Annotated in this window: 15 protein-coding genes and 1 pseudogene; 12 read left to right on the forward strand and 4 right to left on the reverse strand. The window is 55.2% G+C overall.

All coding sequences use genetic code 11. From position 1 onward, the window contains the following. The first annotated feature begins 283 nt into the window (after window positions 1-283). From FHS18_RS16935 to FHS18_RS16970, 8 genes are all read left to right on the forward strand, one after another. Window positions 284-1,207, forward strand: coding sequence for an ArsR/SmtB family transcription factor (locus tag FHS18_RS16935; RefSeq protein WP_183601273.1), 924 nt, complete (start codon window positions 284-286; stop codon window positions 1,205-1,207). A gap of 331 nt (window positions 1,208-1,538) precedes the next feature. Then, window positions 1,539-2,951 (forward strand): ABC transporter substrate-binding protein, encoded by a 1,413-nt coding sequence (locus tag FHS18_RS16940; protein WP_246427711.1) that lies wholly within the window; start codon window positions 1,539-1,541, stop codon window positions 2,949-2,951. 91 nt (window positions 2,952-3,042) lie between these two features. After that, window positions 3,043-3,936 (forward strand): carbohydrate ABC transporter permease, encoded by an 894-nt coding sequence (locus FHS18_RS16945; RefSeq protein ID WP_183601274.1) that lies wholly within the window; start codon window positions 3,043-3,045, stop codon window positions 3,934-3,936. Window positions 3,937-3,973: 37 nt separating this feature from the next. Further along, on the forward strand, window positions 3,974-4,813 hold the full coding sequence (locus tag FHS18_RS16950; RefSeq protein WP_183601275.1) for a carbohydrate ABC transporter permease: 840 nt from the start codon (window positions 3,974-3,976) through the stop codon (window positions 4,811-4,813). Between the two features lie 3 nt (window positions 4,814-4,816). Further along, on the forward strand, window positions 4,817-7,243 hold the full coding sequence (locus tag FHS18_RS16955) for a glycoside hydrolase family 43 protein (protein ID WP_183601276.1): 2,427 nt from the start codon (window positions 4,817-4,819) through the stop codon (window positions 7,241-7,243). A gap of 92 nt (window positions 7,244-7,335) precedes the next feature. Further along, entirely contained in the window at window positions 7,336-9,096 is a 1,761-nt protein-coding gene (locus FHS18_RS16960; RefSeq protein WP_183601277.1) for a glycoside hydrolase family 2 protein, read from the forward strand. 146 nt (window positions 9,097-9,242) lie between these two features. Beyond that, the gene (locus FHS18_RS16965) at window positions 9,243-10,016 is read left to right on the forward strand and encodes an IclR family transcriptional regulator (RefSeq protein WP_183601278.1); all 774 of its coding nucleotides are present in this window, start codon (window positions 9,243-9,245) and stop codon (window positions 10,014-10,016) included. A 139-nt stretch (window positions 10,017-10,155) separates the two neighbouring features. Continuing rightward, window positions 10,156-10,878 carry a type 1 glutamine amidotransferase gene (locus FHS18_RS16970; RefSeq protein ID WP_183601279.1) on the forward strand — a complete coding sequence of 241 codons (723 nt, stop codon included), beginning with the start codon at window positions 10,156-10,158 and terminating at the stop codon, window positions 10,876-10,878. A 145-nt stretch (window positions 10,879-11,023) separates the two neighbouring features. On the opposite strand, the gene FHS18_RS16975 is transcribed toward FHS18_RS16970, so the two are convergent. Both FHS18_RS16975 and FHS18_RS16980 read right to left on the reverse strand, forming a co-directional pair. Continuing rightward, window positions 11,024-11,368 (reverse strand): DUF1801 domain-containing protein, encoded by a 345-nt coding sequence (locus FHS18_RS16975; protein ID WP_183601280.1) that lies wholly within the window; start codon window positions 11,366-11,368, stop codon window positions 11,024-11,026. Between the two features lie 36 nt (window positions 11,369-11,404). After that, on the reverse strand, window positions 11,405-11,821 hold the full coding sequence (locus FHS18_RS16980) for a VOC family protein (protein ID WP_183601281.1): 417 nt from the start codon (window positions 11,819-11,821) through the stop codon (window positions 11,405-11,407). Window positions 11,822-11,990: 169 nt separating this feature from the next. Between FHS18_RS16980 and FHS18_RS16985 the strand changes: the two genes are divergently transcribed. Both FHS18_RS16985 and FHS18_RS34950 read left to right on the forward strand, forming a co-directional pair. After that, window positions 11,991-12,587, forward strand: coding sequence for a TetR/AcrR family transcriptional regulator (locus FHS18_RS16985; RefSeq protein ID WP_183601282.1), 597 nt, complete (start codon window positions 11,991-11,993; stop codon window positions 12,585-12,587). 344 nt (window positions 12,588-12,931) lie between these two features. Continuing rightward, complete coding sequence (locus FHS18_RS34950; RefSeq protein ID WP_183601283.1) at window positions 12,932-16,846, forward strand: rhamnogalacturonan lyase family protein; 3,915 nt, start codon at window positions 12,932-12,934, stop codon at window positions 16,844-16,846. 113 nt (window positions 16,847-16,959) lie between these two features. Here FHS18_RS34950 and FHS18_RS16995 read toward each other — a convergent pair whose 3' ends face one another. Then, a complete protein-coding gene (locus FHS18_RS16995; RefSeq protein WP_183601284.1) occupies window positions 16,960-19,059 on the reverse strand; it encodes a methyl-accepting chemotaxis protein in 2,100 nt (699 codons plus the stop codon). Between the two features lie 238 nt (window positions 19,060-19,297). Between FHS18_RS16995 and FHS18_RS17000 the strand changes: the two genes are divergently transcribed. Then, window positions 19,298-20,245, forward strand: coding sequence for a sensor domain-containing diguanylate cyclase (locus FHS18_RS17000; protein ID WP_183601285.1), 948 nt, complete (start codon window positions 19,298-19,300; stop codon window positions 20,243-20,245). A 178-nt stretch (window positions 20,246-20,423) separates the two neighbouring features. After that, window positions 20,424-21,416: pseudogene (locus FHS18_RS17005) on the forward strand (alcohol dehydrogenase catalytic domain-containing protein); the annotation flags it as partial. A gap of 157 nt (window positions 21,417-21,573) precedes the next feature. Here the strand turns inward: FHS18_RS17005 and FHS18_RS17010 are convergent. Further along, complete coding sequence (locus tag FHS18_RS17010; RefSeq protein ID WP_183601286.1) at window positions 21,574-23,652, reverse strand: helix-turn-helix domain-containing protein; 2,079 nt, start codon at window positions 23,650-23,652, stop codon at window positions 21,574-21,576. Between the last annotated feature and the right edge of the window lie 79 nt (window positions 23,653-23,731).

Here is a 23,731-nt window from a genome sequence, read left to right on the forward strand (position 1 = left end):
TCCAAGGCGCGTTTATAACCAATTAGGTATAAATTTTCAAGAATAAAACAGGAACCGCAGAATGGTGAGGCAATCCGGGGCAGGTAGAACCGGCTCCATCTTGCCTTCTGCGAGCAAAACGAACGGTAGCGAGACGGGTATTCGGATGGGATAAGGAACTTAATATCTCAACTATTTATATTAATCAGTTAATAACTATGCGTTTTATTACAAAATAACTGGACAAAACCAAAATGAGAGGATTATATTATTGTAAGAAACCACGACGAAAGGAGGCGCATTCATGCTAGAACTGTCCATCGACGATCCGGACCGTCTAGTCAAGGTGGCGCACGCCTTGAGCACGCATACGCGCATCGGCATCATTAAGCTGCTCCTTACGAAGCCGAACGTAAATATTATCGAAATTGCCGAAGCGTTGAATATACCCGTATCGACCGCGGCGACTAACGTGAAGGTGCTGGAGGAAGCCGAGCTGATCTTGACCGAGCTCCAGCCGGCATCGCGCGGAGCCATGAAAGTATGCAGCCGCAACTTCGATGACGTCCGCATGGTGCTCAATCCGATCGCCTTCTACCATAACACGAGCAAGAGCGTGGAGGTGGAGATGCCGATCGGCCACTTCATCGACTTCGATATTCAGCCGACATGCGGCATGGCGAATACGGCCGGCATGCTGTTCGCCGAAGACGAGCCGGACAACTTCTATCATCCGGACAGCCGCACGGCCGAGATCATCTGGCTGCGCAAAGGCTGGCTCGAATACCGCTTCCCGAAGAAAATCCCGGCAGGCGCGCGCATTACGGCACTCGAATTCACCTTGGAACTCTGTTCCGAAGCGCCGAACTACAACAACGACTGGCCCTCCGAGATTACGGTCTGGGTCAATGACGTTGAGGTCGGATCATGGATATCGCCCGGCGATCTGGGCGATCACAGAGGGAAGCTGAATCCGGCTTGGTGGAACGACAACAGCACCCAGCACGGATTGCTCAAGACGTGGGCAATAGATCTAAACCGCAGCACGGTCGACAGCGAGCGTTGCTCGAAGACGACGCTGCAGGATCTTAACCTGTCCGACAAGCCGTACATTACGTTCCGGATCGGCCTCAAGCCCGACGCCAAGCATCAAGGCGGCATGAACGTATTCGGCAAGAACTTCGGCGACTACCCGCAGGGCATTATCATGCGGATTCAGCACGATTAACGCTGCGCCAACCAAGCTCGTCCCATAGTTCCAGATGTTCTAGACTTTCCTAGGCATCTGGAACTTTTTTATTGATTCAAGGCGAAACGGTTAAGCGGCCTCTCATGGCGCAAGCGCGTTTCATAATAGCTTGTATTTCAGAAAAACTGAAAGAAAGCGTTGACATAGGAAAATAATGCATGTATATTTTGTTTACAAACAAATAAGTTGTAACAAAACAGAGAAAGTGGTTCGATTCAAACTTCGAACGAAAGTGCTGCTGCATAAGCACCGTTTTGTCAAACTTGTTTGTGGAGGTATCCAATTCATTATTCACTGGGGGGAACGGCAAATGATGCGGAAGAACAAATGGGCTCAAGCTTCACTCGCGCTTACGCTGGTCTGCGGCATGGTCGTATCGGGCTGTGCATCGAACAACGGAAACGGCAATAACAACGGAAATGCGCCTGCAGCGAACAATTCCGGACAGACGGCCGAGGAAGGCGCGAACAGCGAAGGAACGGCAGGCAATAACACGGCAGACGCCAAGTCCGAGATCGAATTCATGGGATGGGGCGGCGATTCGGAGAAAGCCGTGTTCCAGAAGCTGATCGACGAGTACATGAAGAAGTATCCGAACAAGAAGGTCAAATATACGGTGGTGCCGCCGGGCGAGTATTATCAGAAGCTCGATACGCTCATCGCAGCGAAGAAAACGCCGGATGTCTTCTACGCAGGCGGCGCACACTTCAACAAGCTCGTCAGCAGCGACCAACTTTTGAATCTGGATCCGCTCATCGAGTCGACCGGCGCGGTCGATCCGAACAACGTATGGAAGGCGGCGCTTGACCGCTACCGCTACGATGGCAGCATTGTCGGTTCGGGCAGCCTGTACGGCCTGCCGAAGGACGTCGGCCCGTGGGCTTTCGCGTACAACAAGGATCTGTTCGACAAGGCCGGGCTGCCTTATCCAAGCGCCAAGGCGGGCGAGTATACCTGGGATGACATGCTGGCCGATGCGAAGAAGATTACGGTTACGAACGACCGCGGCAAAATCGATACGTTCGGCGTTGCGGGCTACACGCTGGAATCGGCTGTCTGGGCGAACGGCGGCGACTGGATCGACTACAATACGGGCACGGTTACGATCGATACGCCGCAGTTCGCGGAAGCGATGCAGTTCGTTGCCGACCTAAGCCTCGTACACAAGGTCTCGCCGTCCCCGGATGACGAGAAAGCGCAGAACGGCTATGCACGCTTCGTCGCCGGCAAAATCGCGATGTTCCCGATGGGACCGTGGGATCAGCCGGGCTTCTGGCAGCTGCCGTTCAACTGGGATATCGCGGCATGGCCGGCCAGCCCGAACACGGGCAAGACGGCAACATGGCTCGGCTCGCTCGGCTTCGTCGTCGCGAAGAACTCCGAGTATCCTGAAGATTCGTTCAAGCTCGCGGCTTACTTGAGCCTTGACAGCGAATCCCAGAAGCAGAACTATGAGCTCGGCCAGGCGGTTCCGAACCTGATCGACATGGCGAAAGGCGAGTTCCTGGCGATGGATAAAGCGCCGCAGACCCGTCAGGTATTCATCGATATTATTGAAGATTACGGCAAGCCGGTCATCGAGGTCGGTTCAAAGAACTTGAAATGGCTGGATACGTTCTGGCAGGATGCGAGCCAAGTATGGACGGGCAAGAAAACCGCAGCCGAGTTCGTCAAGGAAGAGCAGCCGAAGCTGCAGAAGCTGTATGACGAAGGCAATAAGTAATCAGACGCTTAAAGCTTAAGAATGAGGGGCGAAGCCGAAGCGGTCATCCGGTCTTCGCCTCTCGTTACTTCTGCTGCCGGGGAGGATATTAATGAAGAAGAAAACAACAGGCTTTCGGCGCAAAGAGATGCTGTGGTCGCTGCTGTTCGTGACGCCGCCGGTGCTCGGTTTCCTGATATTCGGTTTGACGCCGCTGCTCACCTCGTTCGGACTCAGCTTCATGTCCTGGGATATGATGACGCCGGCGAAGTTCGTCGGCGGGGACAATTTCGCCAAGATGTTCGAGGACGAGAAGTTCTACAAATCGTTGTTCAACACGTTCTACCTGCTGCTGGGCATTCCGCTCGGCATGATAGTCGCGCTCATACTGGCGATTATGATGAACCGTCCGCTGAAAGGCGTATCGATCTTCCGAACGATCTATTATATCCCGGTTATTTCGCCGATTATCGCGGTTTCGCTGCTCTGGCAGTGGATGCTCAACTTTGATTACGGCCTCATTAACGAGTTCATATGGCGCGTGTTCGGCGTCCAAGGCCCCAACTGGCTCGGCGATCCGAACTGGGTGAAGCCTTCCTTCCTGCTCATGGGCCTGTGGGGCGGAGTCGGCGGCACGATGGTGCTGTATTTGGCCGGCTTGCAAGGCATCTCTTCCACCTATTACGAAGCGGCAGAGGTCGACGGCGCTTCGCGGTGGCATCAGTTCAAGCATATTACGCTGCCTCTCTTGTCTCCCATCCACTTCTTCGTCGTCGTCATGGGCGTCATCGGAACGTTCCAGTCGTTCAGCCAGATGTACATCCTGGCTTCAGACGGCGGTCCGGAATACAGCGGGGCAACGATCGTATATTACATTTTCCAAGAAGCGTTCAAGTACTTCAACATGGGCTATGCGAGCGCGGTAGCTTGGGTGCTCGGCATCATTATCTTCATTATTACGCTGATCCAATTCCGCTTCTCCAAGCGTTGGGTCTATCAAGACTAGGCTACCAAAGGACGAACGCAAGGAGGAGACGAAAGCCATGGCCAAAGAACGCCGGCTTATTAATCTGATTATCTATGTCCTGCTGCTCGCAGGCTCCGTCATTATGCTCGGACCGCTCGTCTGGACGATCTCGACGTCCCTGAAGAGCCAGCTGCACGTGTTCGACGTGCCGCCGCAATGGATTCCCGACCCGGTAACATGGGCGAACTACAAGGATGTCTGGTCCAAGGCGCCGCTCTTGCACGGATTCATGAACAGCGCGATCGTCGTCGTCACGGTGTTGTCCGTCGGGCTGTTCATAGCCGCGATGGCGGCGTACGCTTTCTCCAAATTCGATTTTCCGTTCAAAGAAGCGATCTTCATGGCGCTGCTCGGCACGATGATGATTCCGTATTCCGTCGTGATGATTCCGCAGTATATCGGCTTCTCCGAGCTTGGCTGGGTCGATACGCTGCTCCCGCTCATCGTGCCGGGGCTATTCGGCAACATTGTCACGATCTTCTTTTTCCGGCAGTTCATGCAAGGCTCCATCCCGAATGACTTGATCGACGCGGCGAAGATCGACGGCTGCGGATACTTCCGTACGTTCACGACCGTCGCGCTGCCGATCGCGAAACCCGCCATTGCGGCGCAGGCCGCTCTCGGGTTCATGGGCATCTGGAATGATTTCATGGGACCGCTCATTTACCTGCATACGCCGGAGAGACAGACGATTCAGGTTCTCATTGCCAGCATGCAGTCGAATTACATCTCAACCTCGAACTATCCGTCGCTTATGGCCGCTTCGATCGTTGCGCTATTGCCGGTCATTATCGTGTTCTTCATGGCGCAGCGCTACTTCATCGAATCGATGGCGATCAGCGGGATCAAAGGCTAACGCATGAAGCGGCAGACGACAAGATGGATGCTGCTCGGCTGCGGCGCGCTCGCGCTGGCTGCCGTGATCGGCGGATCGGCATGGGCGCTGCGACCGCCGAATCAAGTGACGAATAAGGTGGCGGTGACGATGGAACGTACTTATCAGAATCCGATGACGCTGGCAGAGGAGTGGGAAGACTACGGGATCGGCGATCCCTACATTCTTCGCTATAACGGCAAGTATTATCTTTATTGCAGCACGAAGGATTGGCGGGTCGGGGTGAAAGCCTGGAGTTCGGACGATTTGGTCGACTGGACCTACGAGGGCTTGGTCACCGAGGAGCCGTTGACGGAAGGGGCATACGCGCCGGAGGTCGTTTATTGGAACGGTTCCTTCTATATGTATACTTCTCCGGCGGGCAAAGGCCATTATGTGCTGGAGAGCGACAGTCCGACCGGTCCGTTCACGATTAAGACCGACAATCTGGGGCTGACGATCGACGGCTCGGTATTCATAGACGACGACGCCTCATGGACGTTCACGCATGCCGAGTCCGGCGGCATTATGGCCAGCAGCATGACGGACCCGTTCACGATCGAAACGGGGCAAAAGCTGAATACTTCGCTTGGGCATTGGACCGAAGGGTCCATGATCATCAAGCGGGACGGTCGATACTTCCTCACGTATACCGGCAACCATGTGTTCAGCAAGGGTTACCGGGTGAACTATGCGGTAGCGCATGATTCGCCGGTGGGACTCTACACGATTCCGGAGAACAATCCGATCATCATCTCGACGGCGGACGACTTCAACGGGCTGGGTCACAGCGCTACCGTACTCGGTCCCGATATGGACGCTTATTACATCGTCTATCACAACTTGATCGGCCATTCGGCAGAAGGCCCGCCGGTGCGCATGTTCAATATGGATCGGCTGACGTTCAACGGGGATAAAATGTCGGTGCTCGGCCCGACGTTCGGAGCGCCTTCCGAAGCGCCGCAGCTTCCCGCATTCCGGGACCCGCTCGGCACCACGCCGGGCACGGAACATTGGGAGCAGACGGACTTGGGCGAAGGGTATACCGCTTGGATCAGCAAAGCTGCCGCCGGCGAGCGGTTCACGGCCGAATTCAACGCGGTGCCCGGTCTGAAGGCTTCGGCGAGCGAAGGAGAGTCGCTAGAGGCGATCATCTCCTATGCCGACCCGAACAACTATCGCAGTGTCGGAATCGATACGAAGGCGATGGCATTGTCCCTTGCGGAAACGAAAGGCGGAGAGACGAAGATCGTCCATTCGGCCCCGCTTCCGGAAGGCGCGGACCTCGACGTCTTGCATGCGCTTCGCGTGGAATCCGATGCGACCGGCACGCGCGTCTATTGGGACGGGCTGCTGCGCGCGGATTATGAAGCGTGGGCGGCGCAGGCCGGACGGATCGGCTATCGGTACCCGGACGAATCGTCGCCTCAACTGCACTATACGGCATTCTCCAATGAGGCAGGCGGGAGCAGCGACCGCAAGGCAGTGAAGCCGCTGCCGGGCACGATGGAGGCGGTCCATGGCATCCAAGAGGAAGCTGCGGACATTACGATTAGCGCGGATGGCACGCCGGACGGAAGCTCGGCCGTAAGGCTCGCGAAGGGAGCCGAGCTCGCGTTCCCCATGAACGTGAAGCAAGACGGCACCTATCTGGTATCCGTCATGGCTGCCCGATCTTCGGCAGGCGCCAGGCTTCAACTATCGGCCGGCGACCGATCAGTTACCTCGACGCTCGAGGAATCGGACTTTGCCCCGGACGCCGACTGGTCGAAGATACCGCTCGGTGAGCTGAATCTCCAGCAAGGGACGCAGTGGCTGACGATTCGTCAGGCGAAGGGAGAACCGACTCTTTTATATGTAGAAACAGCTGAAGTAACCAAGGTCGAGGAGAAGACAGCGGTCGTGTTCGACGACAACTCCACGTTCGGCGACTGGATCGAGGAAGACGGACGCTACGCCGTCTTGGCGGACGGCAAAGACAGCAAACAATTCGGCGGCGATCAACGTTGGTCGGATATTGAAGTCAGCTTCGAACTCACGCAGACGGCGGAATCGCTCGGCGAAGCTTCGCTGCTCGTGCGAACGACGAACGAGTCGGATTTCCCCGATCAAGTCGTTGACTCCTTCATGGGCTATGAGCTCGCATTCCGCAACGGCCGGGTCATGCTGCGCCGCATCAGCTACGAGGTGAATGAGGAGTTGGATTCGGCGCTGCTCGAACTGACGAACGGCCAAGCCGCCAAGATCAGCGTTCGCCTTAAGGGCGCTGCGATTCAAGTATTCGCCGATGGCAACGAAGAACCGCTCTTATCGCATATTGACCGCAACGCCTTCCTGCACGGGCGGGTTGGCATACGCGCGAGCCAGACGGGCTGGTCGTTCTCGAACGTGAACGTCAGTCCAGTCCGATAGATCGAAGCTTAAGTATAGGATCTTGCTAATACTTGCTTTTATTAAATAAAGCGTGCCATTCGAGCGCGCAATAAGGGGCAGGAGAACCGACCATGACAACCAAAATGTATATCAAAGATTACCCCCGTCCGCAGTTCGTTCGGGAGAACTGGACGAATCTGAACGGCGAATGGGGCTTCGGCTTCGACGACGCCAATATCGGGGAGGAGCAAGGCTGGCCGGCTTCATTCGGTGGGGACCGCACCATAACCGTCCCGTTCACCTATGAGACGAAAGCGAGCGGAATCGGCGAGGAAGCGCACCATCCGTTCGTCTGGTACAATCGCTCCCTGGACATTCCCGCGGAAGCGGAGGGCAAACGCGTCATTCTCCATTTTCAAGCGGTCGATTATATCGCGAAGCTGTGGATCAACGGAACCTTAGTCGGATCTCATCAAGGCGGCTATACCGCCTTTTCCTTCGACATCACGCCGTATATTAAATATGGCGCCGCCAACACGGTCACGCTGAAGGTCGAGGATAGCATGGATGCGACGCAGCCTCGGGGCAAGCAGCGCTGGGTGGAGAACAACTTCGAATGCTTCTATGTCCAGACGACGGGTATCTGGCAATCGGTCTGGATGGAACTGGTCGATCCGGTCCATGTGAATACGGTGAAGATCACGCCGGATCTCGACGCCCGCACCGTGCGTTTCGAATATCAGGTGAAAGGCGATATCGCATCCGCTGAAGTACGCCTGGAAACCGTCATCAGCCTCAAAGGCAGGACGGTGAAGAAACTCAGCCTGACTATCGATCGTCCGTGGCTGCAGCTGGATGCCGATCTCGTGCATGAAGCGAACGGACCATGGAAGCATTGCCACTGGTCGCCTGCGCATCCGAATCTGTACGACGTCGAGTTCATCCTCTACCGCGGGGACGAGAAGATCGACCATGTCTATTCCTACTTCGGCATGCGGAAGATCTCGATCGAGAAGGGCAAAGTGCTGCTCAATAACGCGCCGGTATACCAGCGTCTCATCCTCGACCAAGGCTATTGGCCGGACAGCCACCTGACGCCGCCTTCCGAAGAAGCCATTCTGGAGGATATCGATAAGATTATGGCGATGGGCTACAACGGCGTCCGCAAGCATATGAAGGTGGAAGATGCGCGTTTCCTCTATTGGTGCGACGTGAAAGGGCTGTTGGTCTGGTCCGAGATGGCGGCTACGTTCGAATTCAACGATAATGCGGTGCAGACATTCGCCAATGAATGGATGGAGGTCGTCCGCCAGCAGTACAACCATCCGTCCATCATTACGTGGGTGCCGTTCAACGAGTCCTGGGGCGTCATGAATATCAAGAAGGACGTGAAGCAGCAGCAGTTCACGGTGGCGGTCTATCATATGACCAAGGCCTTCGATCCTCACCGTCCGGTCATTACGAACGACGGCTGGGAGCATACGGTCTCCGACATCCTAACGCTGCATGACTACGTAGAGACGGGCGAAGAATTCCTGAAGAGGTATGCGAATAAAGACGAGATCGTAGGCAACGAACGCAGCTTCAACCATTGGAAGTACGCGTATGCCGACGGCTATGCGTACGGGGGCCAGCCGATCATCGTCAGCGAATTCGGCGGGATTGCCTTCAAGTCGGAGTCGGGATGGGGCTACGGCAGCCAAGAGTCATCCGATGAAGCGTTCATCGCCCGATTCCGCAGCATCCACCAGGCGATCAAGGAGACCGATTATATCGTCGGCTACTGCTATACGCAGATTACCGACGTGCAGCAAGAGGTGAACGGCCTCTTGACCGAGGACCGCAAACCGAAAGTGCCGCTTGAAGTGATTCGCGAGATTAATCTGTCCTAATGATACAACAGAGCCGCACCGAATAATCGGTGCGGCTGCTTGCGTGTATGGGCTTAAGAGGGTAGTAGATCGCCATATAGAGGCAAACCGCGTTCTCGTCTGGTATAATCGGAGCAATCATTCTTACGAGGGCGAGGCGATTATCGTTGTCTGGCGTCATCACCAAAGCGATCCAAATTCTCGATTTGCTCGTGCCGCAAGGGACGGAGAAGGAAATGAGCGTAACGGAGATCGGCAAAGAATTGAATATGCCGGTTCAGAGCGTCCATCGCCTGCTATCCTCGCTGGCCGAGCACGGTTTCGTGGCACAGAACACATCCAACAAGAAGTATAAGCTGGGCTTATCCATCATGAAGTATGGCTTCCTCATGTGGGACAGCCTCATGCTTCGTTCGGTCGCTAGACCCTTCATGGAAGAGCTGTCGCAGCGGACGAAGGAAACGGTTTATTTGTCGGTTCGCGAGAATGCGGAAGGGGTCTATATCGATTCCGTCGATTCCCCGCAGATTCTGAAGATTTCGGAGCCGATCGGGCTGAGACTGCCCTTGTTCAACGGCGCTTCGAACCGCGTCATCCTGGCATTCCTGCAGCCGGCGCTACGGCAAACGCTGATGGACTCGTTCGTCTGGGACGACGTTCCGTCCTTGAAGCCGCTGACGCGCAGCTACATTGAACAAGAACTGAAGACCATACGCGACAACGGTTATGCGGTCACGGCAGGCGAAGCGACGGAAGGTACGACAGGAATCGGAGCCCCGATCTTCTCCTACGAGAATACCGTGATCGGCTCGATTAACGTCGCCGGGCCATCCATTCGTTTCGGAGAGGAGCAGGTCGAGAAATACGCCGGACTTGCCAAGAAATACGCAGGACTTATCTCGGGTGAGCTCGGTTTCCGAGGACGCAGTCGATATCAATAAGAAGAGCCTGATCCGGGATTAACCGGTATCAGGTTTATTTTTTCGAAACATATCCCACTATTCGGGATAAGGATATTCATTTTATCAATTATTGAGATAAAATAAGAAGCATCACAACAAGGGTACTGGAGGCGGGGAAATGAACGTTGTCTTGTTTAAGCATTTTGATTTCGACGATCCTTCCGTATTCACGGCATGGTCCGAGCGAGACGGACATGCGTTGCGCATCTATGAACCGGCGCAAGGCATCCATGCGGAATGGCTCGAGACGCTAGATCTGCTCATCATCATGGGCGGCCCGATGAGCGTGTACCATGAGGAGCGGCATCCGTGGCTTCCGGAGGAGAAGGCGTTCGTTAAGCGCGCCATCGATGCGGGCAAGAAGGTGCTCGGCATTTGTCTAGGGGCTCAGATGATCGCGGAAGTACTAGGAGCTAATGTCACTCGCAATCCCGAGAAAGAGATCGGATGGCATCGGATGCAACGGACGGGCGAACGCCATCCTTGGCTCGCGAATCTCCCCGAGACCTTCACTTCATTCTCCTGGCATGGCGATACGTTCGAATTGCCGCAAGGCGCGAGGCATCTTGCTTACTCGGCGGCTTGCGTTAATCAAGCATTCGCATACGGGGAGCACGTGTTGGGGCTGCAGTTCCATTTGGAGACGACGGGCGATTGTATCGATCAGATGCTCTTCCATTGGGCGGATGAAATTAAGGAAGCACCTCATATTCAAAGCGCCTCGCGGATACGGGAAGGCGTGGAAGACAGCGAGCAATATCGGTTATTGCTCCGTGGGATGCTCCAGCGGATCGCCAGCAATACTGCGCTTCACAGCACGGGCGAGCAGCTGCAGCGTTAGCGCGAACTTTATGGGCGCGGAAGAATGGAATAGGATAGAGTCTAGGCTGCTCCCGTTACGTAAGGGGCAGCCTTTACCTATGCGCTATAGCCTGACACCCGATATGTTCAAGCTGCCTTCGATCAGATCAGTTCAGCCTCGCGGTTTAAGCGGTCAGCGAGCTGGACGCTTGTTCAAGCCAAGACTGCAGATTGTCCGAATCGAAAGCATCGCCATTACGCAGCTTGAGCGTCTTGCGCTCCGGCGGACCATCGAACTGATCCGGCAAGGCGAGGGCGGCGGTGTTGAACAGCGTGAAGCTGACTGCGTCTTTGGATACCGAGATGACAGCCGCATATTTACCATTCTTCAAAAAATGGGGTTTCTTATACTGCATGCGTTCCCGTGCATCGGGTATCGCTTGATGGACCAGACCGCGGAGCGCTTCGGCAAGTTCCTTCTGCCATGGTTGTTGCAACGCTTCGATATAAGCGGAAACTTCCTCGTTCATGGGATGAACTCCTCTCTTAAGGTCACCGGACGCCTGTTACGCTTGATGAGAAGCCGGGTCTTCCATATAGAACACTTCCCAGAGGTGGCCGTTAATGTCCTGGAAGCTGCGGCCGTACATGAATCCATGATCCTGCGGATCCTTCGAATGCTGCGCACCTGCCGCCATGGCTTTGTCGGCAATCTCGTCTACCTGCGCGCGGCTGTCGGCCGCAAGCGCAACGATCACTTCGGTGCTTCGCTTAGCATCGGCGACTTCCTTGGACGTGAAGGTCTGGAAGAACGGCTCTACGAGCAGCATGACATAGGTGTGCTCATTAATAATCATGCTCGTTGCGTTATCGTCCGTGAATTGCATATTGAATTCAAAGCCGATCCGGGAGAAGAAATCCATCGATTGCTGCAAGTTCTTCACGGGCAGGTTGATAAAAGCCTTGCTGAGTTGGAGCGCCATTCATCGTCACCTCTTCTGGGTATTAACTTTACACATGTAAAGTTGTTGTTATTACTATATAACCACAACTTACCATTCGTCAAGTTATATCAACGGTTCCGTCCAATAAAATTGACTTCCTTGTTATTTCTTACTACGATACATCTATCTAAGTCATGGAGGATCGGGCATGGGTGAAATACGGAATGCAGAGAGGACGCGGGGGGCGATACTCCTGGCGGCCAAGGAAGAATTTTTTGAGAAGGGCTATTCGGGCGCGAGGATCGAATCGATCGCCAAACGGGCAGGCATTAATAAGCAGCTGATCTATCATTACTTCAAGAGCAAGGACGCGCTTATCAACGAGGTAATCGACACCTTCCTCACCGCATTGCCTTCGGGCAATTTCGTCTTGCCGGAGAATCCGGCGCATATCGCGGATTTTCGCTACAAAGTCAATCTGGAGCATCTGATGGACTTCTTGAAATTCACGGCCTGGGAAGCAATCGATAGTATTCCGGAGAACAGCAACGGCGAGGAGCGGCGGAAGCAGATCCTTCAATCCTATGTCGCGGATATGAAGGCCAAGCAAGAGATGGGGCTGGTGCCGAAGGAACTGGATCCAGCCCTCATTACGCTCATGATCTCGAGTCTGACGATTTATCCGCTGCTCTACAGCAATGTGACGCGGATGATTACGGGACATGCGGCAGAAGATCCGGAATTCCAGGCGAAGTGGACCTCGTTTCTGCGCGCGATAAGCGAGCGCATATTTGACGGCACTTAAGCGCGTTGCGAGGCAGCTGGACGAGAAGACGCGATCCCAATCGAATAGAACGCCGCTCGCGCCGCAGCCGCTTACCGTCCATGACGGCAGGCGGCTGTTTGTGCACAAGCGGGCTCGCAGGTCGAGCGTTTTTATCAACCTCTTCTTTACACAATGGAGCAGAATGTAGGGTTTTTAACCAAATAGATCGGATTATTGGATGGTTTCCGATCTCCCAGGAGACCTAAGATGGATTCATCGGGAAGGAGAGGTGAGTGGTGAGTAAGGCGCGAAGTGAAATGTAATCGCTTTCTAACTGCAAGTTGCAGCGCACATTGTGAACAATGAGGAGGCTTAATGGGCACATGATTACTCCTGCACGAATGAAAAGGTGGTCGAGACTGCTGATCGCCATGATGATCGTAACGCTGGTCATCCCGACTTATCCGCACTCGGCAGCCGCGGCGGACGCCGTATTGGTCGAGGATGATTTCGGCGCCTATACGCCGGGGCCCTTCACGGTGGGCAGCGGCAATAGCTGGACCAAAGAGGGAGCAACTCCCAATGTAACGGTGGTGAATGATGAAGCGAATGGAAGAACGTACGCGTCGGTGACGAACACCGCGACCGGATCGATGTATTTCGGCCAGCGCTTCGCCGCGCAATCCGGCGGCATGATCATGGAGTTCGACGCGAATATTCCAACCAGCAGCGGCGGCTCCTTCTGGGTCATGGAAGGCAAGGTCAACGCGACGAACGCGGCGGCGCTTCGCTACGATCTGGATGCCGGAGTTATCAAGCGCTCAGGCTCCACGACTAACGTGATCAACTACGATGTCTCTCACTGGTACCGGTTCAAATTCGTCTTCAACATGGCCAAGCAGACGTATTCGACGACGATTACCGACCTCAATACGAATCAAACTTCCAGCTGGGGAGAGACCTTCTACAGCGCGCGGACGAAAGTGAGCAGCTTCGGCTTCTATGTTCGCCCGAACGGCGGGTCGATCAACATGACGAACTTCAAGGTCACTTCCCTGGACCTGAATCTTAGCCAGCTGGCTCTTCATACGGAGGGCTTCACGCCTGAACTCAATCCTGCCTTCGACCCGAACGTCAATGCGTATGAGGTTGAAGTCCCTTACTCCACGAATAGCATCTCCGTATCCCCAACGGCAAGCAACCCGGACAAAGTTAGCGTTAAGGTAGACGAGACTGCGGTAACGAGCGGGATGGCCGTAGATGTGCCGTTCACGAGCGACTCCACGACGATTACCGTTCAAGTCGCTTCGAATGCATTCGCCGATATTGCTCGCAGCTACACACTGGTCGTCAGTAGAATGGCGCAATCGCCGGATCTCCGTTACGTAACCTCCGAGTCGCACGATGGCACGGTGTTGCTCGGCTGGGAAGAGACGAGCGATCCAACCTACAAGGAAGCCCGCATTTATCGCGTGAATGAAGACGAGAGCCTTGCCTTGGCTGCAACCGTAGCCAAAGGCAATTATATCGGGAAGGTAGACGGCTTGACGAACGGCCAATCGTATACTTTCGTCGTCAAAGGCGCCTACTCGGACGGCACGGAATCCGCTGGCGTAACCGTGAGCGCGACGCCCGTGAAGCTCGCCCCTCGCCAGATGGAGCGGCTGGATCGCGGCCTCGTCGCCATGAAGACGCAAGAAGGAGTCTTCGTCAGCTGGCGCCTGCTCGGCACGGACTCGGATCATGTGGCCTTCAACCTGTACCGGGACGGCGAGAAACTGAATGCGGCTCCGATTACGGGCAGCACGAACTACATCGATGAAGCCGGCACGGACGGCTCCGCTTACTATGTCCGCGCGTTAGTCGACGGCGTGGAACAGATACAATCTGAGACGGTCGAAGCATGGGACACAAGCTACCTGGACATTCCGCTGCGCAAACCGGCTGATGGCGTTACGCCGACAGGAGAGGCGTATACGTACCACGCGAATGATACGACAGTCGCCGATCTGGACGGCGATGGCGCCTATGAATTCATCGTGAAGTGGCAGCCTTCCAATGCAAAGGACAACTCGCAAGCCGGATATACGGGCAACACGTATGTGGATGCCTATGAGCAAGACGGCACGTTCTTGTGGCGCATCGATCTGGGCCGTAACATTCGCTCGGGCGCGCACTATCTGGATGTCATGGCGTACGATCTCGATGGGGACGGCAAGGCGGAAGTGACGTTCCGGACGGCTGACGGCACGATCGACGGTCTGGGCAACGTCATCGGCGACGCGAACGCGGATTACCGGAACGATGGCGGCTATATTCTGACCGGTCCGGAGTATCACACGATCTTCGAAGGCGCCACCGGCAAAGCGCTGGCGACTGAGGATTATGAGCCCGGCCGCGGCAATGTCGGCGATTGGGGCGATACGTACGGCAACCGGGTCGACCGGTTCGGGGCGGTGATCGCATATCTGGACGGGGAAAGACCGAGTATCATTATGCAGCGGGGCTATTATACGCGCATGGTGCTCGTCGCGTACAATTGGCGGGATGGCAAGCTGATCAAGCTATGGACGTTCGATACGAATACGGCGGGCAACGAAAGCTATGCCGGACAGGGCAATCACCAACTGTCCGTTGCCGATGTGGACGGAGACGGCAAGGACGAGATCATTACCGGTCCAGCCGCTATTGACGATAATGGCACGGCTCTATGGAATTCCGGCCTTGGTCACGGCGATGCCATGCACGTCGGCGACTTGGACCCGAATCGGTTAGGTCTGGAGCAGTGGGCGGTCCAGGAGAATACGGGTGCCAAATATTCCGCAGAGATGAAAGATGCGAAGACCGGCCGCGTACTGTGGGGACAAATGCAGATCGGCCTGGACGTGGGGCGCGGACTTAGCGCGGACATCGACCCTACGCATCCGGGAGCGGAGTCGTGGTCGATCGACGGCGCGTGGAACAGCACGACCGGCGGTTTGTTCACATCGCAAGGCGAGAAGATCGGCAATCAAATCCCATCCTCGAATTTCGCGATCTGGTGGGATGGCGACTTGAGCAGGGAACTGCTCGATCATACGTTCACCGAGACGCCGGTTCGCCAAGGCGTGCCGAAGATCGATAAGTGGGACTACGCGAACAACCGATTGGTTAATCTAGTTACCTTGGACGGTACATTATCCAACAACGATACGAAAGGGAATCCGTCCTTGCAAGCCGATCTGCTGGGCGACTGGCGGGAGGAGGTCGTCGTTCGGACCGAGGACAGCACGGCTTTGCGCATTTATTCGACGACGGCGCTAACCGATCACCGTATCGTCACGCTGATGCACGACCCGACCTATCGTCTGGGAATCGCATGGCAGAATACCGGCTACAACCAGCCGCCGCATACGGGCTTCTTCCTCGGGACCGGTATGGTACAGCCGGCGAGACCGAATATTTATGTTGTCGGCCAACCGATTGAGGACGATGCAATCAGCACGACGCTCCACGGAACGGGGACGGTGCTGGTCGGTCAGCCGTTCGAGCTGACGGTCGGTCTGGCGAACGTTCAAGAACCGGTCTACGCTCAGGATATAACGGTGACGTACGCTTCGGAGAAACTGAACTGGGTCAAGGCGGAGTCGTTGAAGGAAGGCTACGATGTCGTAGCTGTGTCGGAGGTGGAACCGGGGCAGATCCGCATTATTGCGGCAGCAGCCGGCCATGCGGTAGCAAGCGGCAGCGATCTGATCCGTCTGCACTTCACGGCTAAGGCGCTGTCTGAAGAGGCTGTAGCTACTGTTTCCGTAACCAGCAACACGGTGGCTGGCGCCCAAGGCGAGGAGCTTGCAGTCCCTGGCGCATCGACCAATGTAGTCGTCCAATTAGCGGTCGACAAGGCGGCGCTTCAATCGCTCGTCGACGAAGCGCAAGAACTGCATGACGAAGCTGTCGCCGGCACGAAACCGGGTCAATATCCGGCCACGGCGAAGGCTGCGCTGCAGGAGGCAATCGCGCAAGCATCCGCAGTTGCGGGCAATACGGCAGCGACGCAATCCCAAGTCGGTCAGGCTGTATCCGAGCTGACAGCCGCCATCGCCGCATTCACTTCGTCCGTCGTGACGAAACAGCCTGGCGATACGACAGGAGATGGCGCATTCTCGATCGGCGACCTTGGCATTGTGGCGGCTGCTTATGGCAAAACATCGGCAGATGCCGACTGGGCTAAATATGCCGACGCTGATATCAATGCGGACGGGAAGGTCGATATCGTGGATCTTGCGGCCGTTGCCAAGCGTATTCTCGAAGGCTAGCCTTTTCTTAGTCTTATTATCATTGTGGCAGACAGTAGGAAATATGCATCGAAAAACCAAAAAGCTGCAGCGCCTGTTAGTCAGGAGCTACAGCTTTTTGGCCTTGCGTCAGCTTACAGCTTGAACCGTTCCATCCGGCCCATCAAATCTTCGATCAATGCCTGCAGATGGGTAGCGGATGCCGTAATTTGCTGCATCGTCGCTAATTGCTCTTCCGATGCCGCAGCGACATTCATCGCATCGCCGGTCGAATGTTTGGCGATATCGGATACGGCCATAACCGCTCCGGCAACTTGGTCGGTGCCTGCGGACATTTGTTCCACTGCTGCAGAGACTTCCTGCGACTGGGTTAATACTTGGCGCATCTCCGTCATGATGGCCGCGAACAGCTGTCCGCTCTCCGTCACGTCGTTGACGCCTTTCTCGACTTCGCCGACCGTGCTGCTGAGCACCTGAAGCGCCTGCTTGGACTCGGAGGCAATCTCGCCGATGCCGGCCTGTACTTGGGCAGCCGCATCCTTCGTCTGCTCGGCCAAGCGGCGGATCTCGGTCGCGACGACAGAGAAGCCTTTTCCTTGCTCGCCTGCGCGCGCCGCTTCGATCGAAGCGTTGAGCGCCAGAATGTTCGTCTGCGCGGAGATTTGGGCAATCAAACCGATGAAGCCTTCGATTTCTTGGGAGCGCTCGCCTAGACGCTTCATCGTTTCGCCCGATGCGCCCATGGACGTATAGACCATATTCATCTGGGCAATCGCGCTCTGGACGAGTTTATCGCCGTGACCGGTCTGGTTGATGACGTCCTCAGCCGAGTGGGTCATCGCACTTGTGGATTCAGCGATCCGGCGCACGCCAGCAGCCATCTCGCCCATCATCTGCGAAGCTTTCTCGGCCTCGCCGCTCTGGCTTGTCATCCCGCCCGTCATGCCATCCATCAAGTGAGAGATCGATTCCGCCGCCGTCGACGTTTGTTCCGCGCTGGAGAGCAGTTCACCCGACATCGTGCGGACCGTCCCGCCGATATCCGACGTTTGCTTCAGCATTTCGCGCAGCGTCGCCGTCGCGTCGTTCAAATAGTTGGCCATCTTGCCGAATTCATCCGAGGAGCGGACCTCGATCTCGCGCGTAAAATCGCCTTCGGACAGCGCTTTGAGCGCTGCGCCCATCCGTTTCATGTTGTTGACGATGATCAATCTCGAGAGGAACCAGATTCCGAGTCCGAGCAGGATCAGCGCGCTGAAGCTGATGATAAGCGAAGTCAGACGGCTGCTGTTGTAGTCAGCCAAAATCGTCGACATCGGAATTTCCGTCTGCACATACCATACATATTCATCAATGACCGGGACCGGGACGAACACGCTCAAGGTAGGCGTACCGCCGGCATCCACGCTTTCATGCTCATAATCGCCTTGTTGCACGGCTGCGAAAACCGCTTTCGTCTCCTCCGAATTGCCGAACGCCTTGCCGATAAGATCGGGGAACTGCGGATTGGCGATGAATGTGCCGTTCCCGGTCAGCAGCTTCACATAGCCGCCAAGCGGACGCTCTTGCTCGGCTTCTTTTTGGAGTTTGTCGAGCATGATCGCGCCGCCGATTACGCCAAGCAGTTTATTTTGCGCATCCAAGACCGGTATCGAGATCGTGGTAATCATGGACGGCTTGGCAGGATCGTCCGAGATATTATGCGGCTCCATGACGGTTGGCTTCAGCGTCTTTTTCGTTTCGAGATAAGCGGCATCCTGTTCGAATTGGGCAAAAGGAATTTCCATCGTTTTGCCGTCCTCGCCTCTTACGACCAACGCGGCCAATCTGCCTTTGGTCGCTGCATAAGCCGGGTTCTCGCTGTACGACGCATCGTCGTCGTAGCCATTCGGCTCCCATACCGTAAACATGGCCGAAATCGAGTTGTTGCGGGACAGTATATCGCCCATTTGGCGCTTGAACCGTTCGCGGTCTTGATCGCCGTGAGTCAATTGGTCCTGAACATTGCCAAGCATCCCGTTCAGGTCGGCGACAAGTTTCTGGATCTCCTGTTTATTCCTGTCCGAATAAGCTTGCCCAGCCTGACGCGCTTCGAGCACGCCATTGACGTGGCTCAATTTATTCAGCTTGTCGAGATTCCAGAAAATCAAAGCCGAAAAAGCAACAAATAAGATCAAAGAAGAGAGCGTTATGAATTTGACGTTAACACTTCGATTCTTGAACCATCGTATCATTTAGATTTCCCCCCATTATCCTCTCATTTATATGGTATAAAGACCATAAGCTATAAGCTAGTTTATCGGTTAGGGAGAGGGAGAAATGAAGCCGTTTACTTAAGTTATTTGCTGCCATCTGCTATAATCAATCAATTCTGTGAATTATATCGCCAAAATTACACCACAAGAGCAAATGATTACCTGAACGCAGCCGCTTGCACGCATGCCGGCCGCATGATAAATAGGAGGTACTGCTATGGCCATATCATCGGATGAATTGCTGATGTATCGCAAATTCGAGGAGCTTGCAGACGATATCCTGCAAATGGCGAATGAGATTATGCCGGACAAGCTGCTCTTCGTAAGCGCAATAACGGATACGCACCAATTGATCTTGAAGGTGCTCGATAATAATACCGGCAGCTTAATCTCGGAAGGTATGACGGTCGAACTGACCGGAACCGTGTGCCGAAGAGTCGATTTCGAGAACCGCAAGCCATTAATATACGAGGACATGAGTAAGGAGCCCTGTCTGGAAGACGTTCGCGAGACGCTGCAGGCAGCCAATGTGAATTCCTATGTGGGCGTTCCCATCGTGCTGCAAGACGGACAGGTCTTCGGCACGATCTGCGCAGTCCATCCGGCCGCCGCAACGATTGATGCGAAGAGCGTCCAGATGTTCCAGCGCATCTCGAAGATGTTCGCCTATTACCTGGAGCTCGAACGGATGGCGTTCCGCGACACGCTGACCGGCCTCTACAATCGCCAATATTTGTTCAATTACTTCAGTGAACTTCCGGGTTCCGGCGCGATTTTCTTCTTGGATCTGGACGGGTTCAAGAAAGTCAATGACCTGCACGGCCATGAGGCGGGAGATCTCGTGCTCAAGGAGGTCGCTTATCGAATCGATACCTTCATGAAGGAACTCCCTGGATTTGCGGCACGCCTGGGCGGAGACGAGTTCGTGCTCGTATTCAGTGATGCCTTCGAAGCGCAGCAACTCGAGGGCTATGCGAGTGACATCATTGACCGGTTATCGACATGGAATATCCATCTAGAGGCATTCCAACTATCGGTCAGCGTGGGGATCGTGAAGTACACGGCGGAGGATAGCGGCGACTTGAAGCTCTTGTTGAAGAACGCCGACAACGCGCTCTACCGCGCGAAAGCGGCAGGAAGAAAAACATACCGTTTCTTCGAATGAAGCCCCCTGGACGCTCGTGATTGACTGAATCTTTATTCAATCCTTTCATATTTGGTTACTATAAGTTGAATGCTGCGCAGAAGGAAGCCTGAACGCAAGCTAACCAGCTGTGAGGGAGATGATGAAGTGAAAGCTGTCACGTTCCAAGGTGTGAAACAGATGGAAGTGAAAGACGTCGGCGCAGAAGGATTACGTCATCGGCCATGAGCCGATGGGCATCGTCGAAGAGGTCGGGCCGGACGTTACGAAGGTGAAGAAGGGCGACCGCGTCGTCATTCCGTTCAACGTGGCGTGCGGCACCTGCCATTATTGCCAGCATGATATGGAAAGCCAATGCGATAATGCGAACCTCAGCCATCCCGAGCTCGATACGGGAGGCTATCTCGGCTTCACGGATCGCTATGGCAACTATCCGGGCGGACAAGCCCAGTACCTGCATGTCCCTTACGGCAACTTCATGCCGTTCGTCATCCCGGAGTCGTGCGAGCTGCCGGACGAGTCGCTGCTCTTCATGTCCGACGTGCTGCCGACCGCCTATTGGACAGTCGAGAATGCCGGGGTCAAAAAAGGCGATACGGTGATCGTGCTTGGCTGCGGACCTGTCGGCCTCATGGCGCAGAAATTCGCGTGGATGAAAGGCGCTGCCCGGGTTATTGCCGTCGATGCGCTCCCGTATCGGCTGAACAAGGCGAAGGAAATGAACGCCGTCGAGACGTTCAACATCGAGGATTTCGACGATACGGGCGTCCATCTGAGGGAAATTACGAGAGGCGGTGCGGACGTCGTCATCGACGCGGTCGGCATGGACGGCAAGAAGTCGGTACTGGAAGCGATCGAGCAGAAGCTGAAGCTGCAAGGCGGCACGCTCAGCGCCATCAAGATCGCCATCGACGCGGTACGCAAATTCGGCACGATCCAGCTGACCGGCGTATATGGCCTGAACTATAACCTGTTCCCGCTTGGAACGATGTTCGAGCGCAACATCTCCCTTAAGATGGGACAAGCGCCGGTTATCCATTACATGCCGCTTTTGTTCGACAAGATCACGAAGGGCGAATTCGATCCGCGCCAGATCATCACCCACATCGCGCCGATCGAGGATGCGAGCGCGATGTACCAGATCTTCAATGACCATGAGGATGAATGCATCAAAGTGGTGTTGAAGCCTTAATCGATAAGCAGCGGATAAGTGGAAGCGAAACAGCGAAGTGCTAGGAAGAAAAGCGAACAGGCGTCCCGGGGGCCAATGTCATCTTAATGACATTGGCCAAGGGACGCCTGTTTGTCGTGCTTATAAGGCAGGCATAAGACTTAGCCGGTATAGTGGCTTATTCCGACGCATAGGGCGAGCCGCGCAAATACCAGGCAAGCTCGAGCCGCAGCATGAGTTCCGGATTCTGGAAGCTGAGCGATAGCAATTCCTCGATCCGTTTCAGCCGCAGATAGAGCGTGTTGACGTGGATGTGCAGCCGGGCGGCCGTCTGGTTCATCGAGCGGCTGCAAGCCATATACATAAGCAGCGTCTCTTCCAGGTGTTTGCTGTCTCCCTTCGCGCTGCGGAGCGGCTCGAATACTTCGCTGACGAACTCCTCCAACTGTTCGGGCGGCTGTTGCAGGAATAACCGGTTGACGCCGATCTCCGCGTACCGGATGATCCCTTTATCCTTGCGCGATTCCAGGTAGCTGAGCGCTTTGCCTGCCTCCGTATAGCTTTTGGGAATCGAGAACAGTCCCCGATACACCGAGCCCAATCCAGCCAAGGTCGCTTCCTCGGCTCCAGGCCCGAGCGACTCGTGAAGCGCCGCAGCAAGCCTTTCTTTTGCCCTTACTTGGTCCGACTCGGCTACCGCAAGCAGCGCCGTGATTTTGTTATTCGTCACGAATACGACGGGCAGTTGTTCGCCGAAAGAGTGGCGCAGCCTTTCAACCAGACGGTTCGCCTTCACGTTAAGCTGCAGATTGGATTCCTGCTTCAGGACGATAATGGCCGCCATGAGCGGCATATGCTCCTCGAGTCCAAGCTCCTTGCCGCGCTGCTTGATCAAGGTCACGTCGCTTAGGAGGAGAAGATCGTTGAACAGGTCGCTCGTCCGCTTGTACTGGGAATCGGTGAAGGATTGCTTGAGCACCATCTCGAGCCCGAGAATCGAACTTCCCTGTTCAAGGACGATCTGATCGAGCGGCGTAATCGGACGGTTCATATCCGCAATGATATAGCCGAGCACGGCTTCGGCGGAGATGATCGGATGGATATAGAGCGCGCTGCCTTCCTCCCCGTTCGTCTCCAGCAGGGGAGCGGGTTTGCGCTGTTTCTCGAATTTGCGGTGGATCGTCTCGAGATCAAGCTTCTGCCAGCGGGCGGAGTGCCGTACGGCATAGCTTGTGTTCTCCAAGGAATCCAAGAAAAGGAGGGGAAGTTTGGTTAGCTTGCCCATTTCCTTGACGATCCGCTCGGAGCCTTTGTTCTGCAGCGAGAGCCTCATGAACGAGGAATGGATCTCGTCGCGCCGTCTGAGCAGCGCATTCTGATTGTTCAGGTCGTTGAACAGCCTCGCGTTGACGAGAACGATGGACACTTGGTCGGCAAAGCTCTGCAGCAGCTGGAAGTCCATCGACGTAAACTGCTCATGCGTGCCGAATTGATTGAAAATGAGCACGCAGGCGACTTTGTTGTCCACGAAGATCGGTACCGCGATGACCGAATGCGTATCGTGAAAGCCGCCGGAGTAATACATATGGTGCAGATTCTGTTCCGAAGTGCTCGCTATGACTTCCTCATACACGTCCTTCGCCGTCTTAAACCACTTAGGCTTCCCGTCTTGGAACGTCTTGCCGACAATGCCTTCCCCGATCTGCAAAGTCATGTTGTTCACCGCATTGCGGTGCTTCCCCACAGAGGCTCTCGCCTTCAGCGCATGGACGCCTTCATCGTACATCCATAACGTACCGAGCACCTGCGACGGGAGGACCATCATCGCTTGCTGGAGGATGCTGCTTAAGAGATCATCCACATCCAGCTTGGAGGTCAAGCTGCGGATGCTGTCGATGACCTGGCGAAGAATATAGTGCTGCCGCTCGATCATCCAATCGGCGTAGATCGGATAGAGTCGCCATTCCAGTTCCCGATGGTGGGCTTCCGACCATTGCGAGCCATTGCCGAACATGCGGACGACCATAACGCAATCGTGCGCATACGTGAAGACATGATCGGCCAGCTCCTGCTTCCGCTTCAGGGCTTGGTCTCGTTGAATCATGGCAAGGCTCGGCGGAAGGGGCTCGTCCGGACCGCTTGCAAGGATGAGCCGGGTATCATGACCGCTGGGGAAAAACCAGATTTGATAATGTTCGGCTGAGAAATGCCGTGTCATATATTCGGATACCGCTGCTGTCTTGTCGATCGCTTTCACCTTCTCGATCTGTGGATATACATAACAAACTACTTCGAATTATAGTGAAATCCACATTGTATAAGCAAGCCGAATTCTT

The organism is Paenibacillus phyllosphaerae, from assembly GCF_014192105.1.
Lineage (GTDB): Bacteria > Bacillota > Bacilli > Paenibacillales > Paenibacillaceae > Paenibacillus_Z > Paenibacillus_Z phyllosphaerae.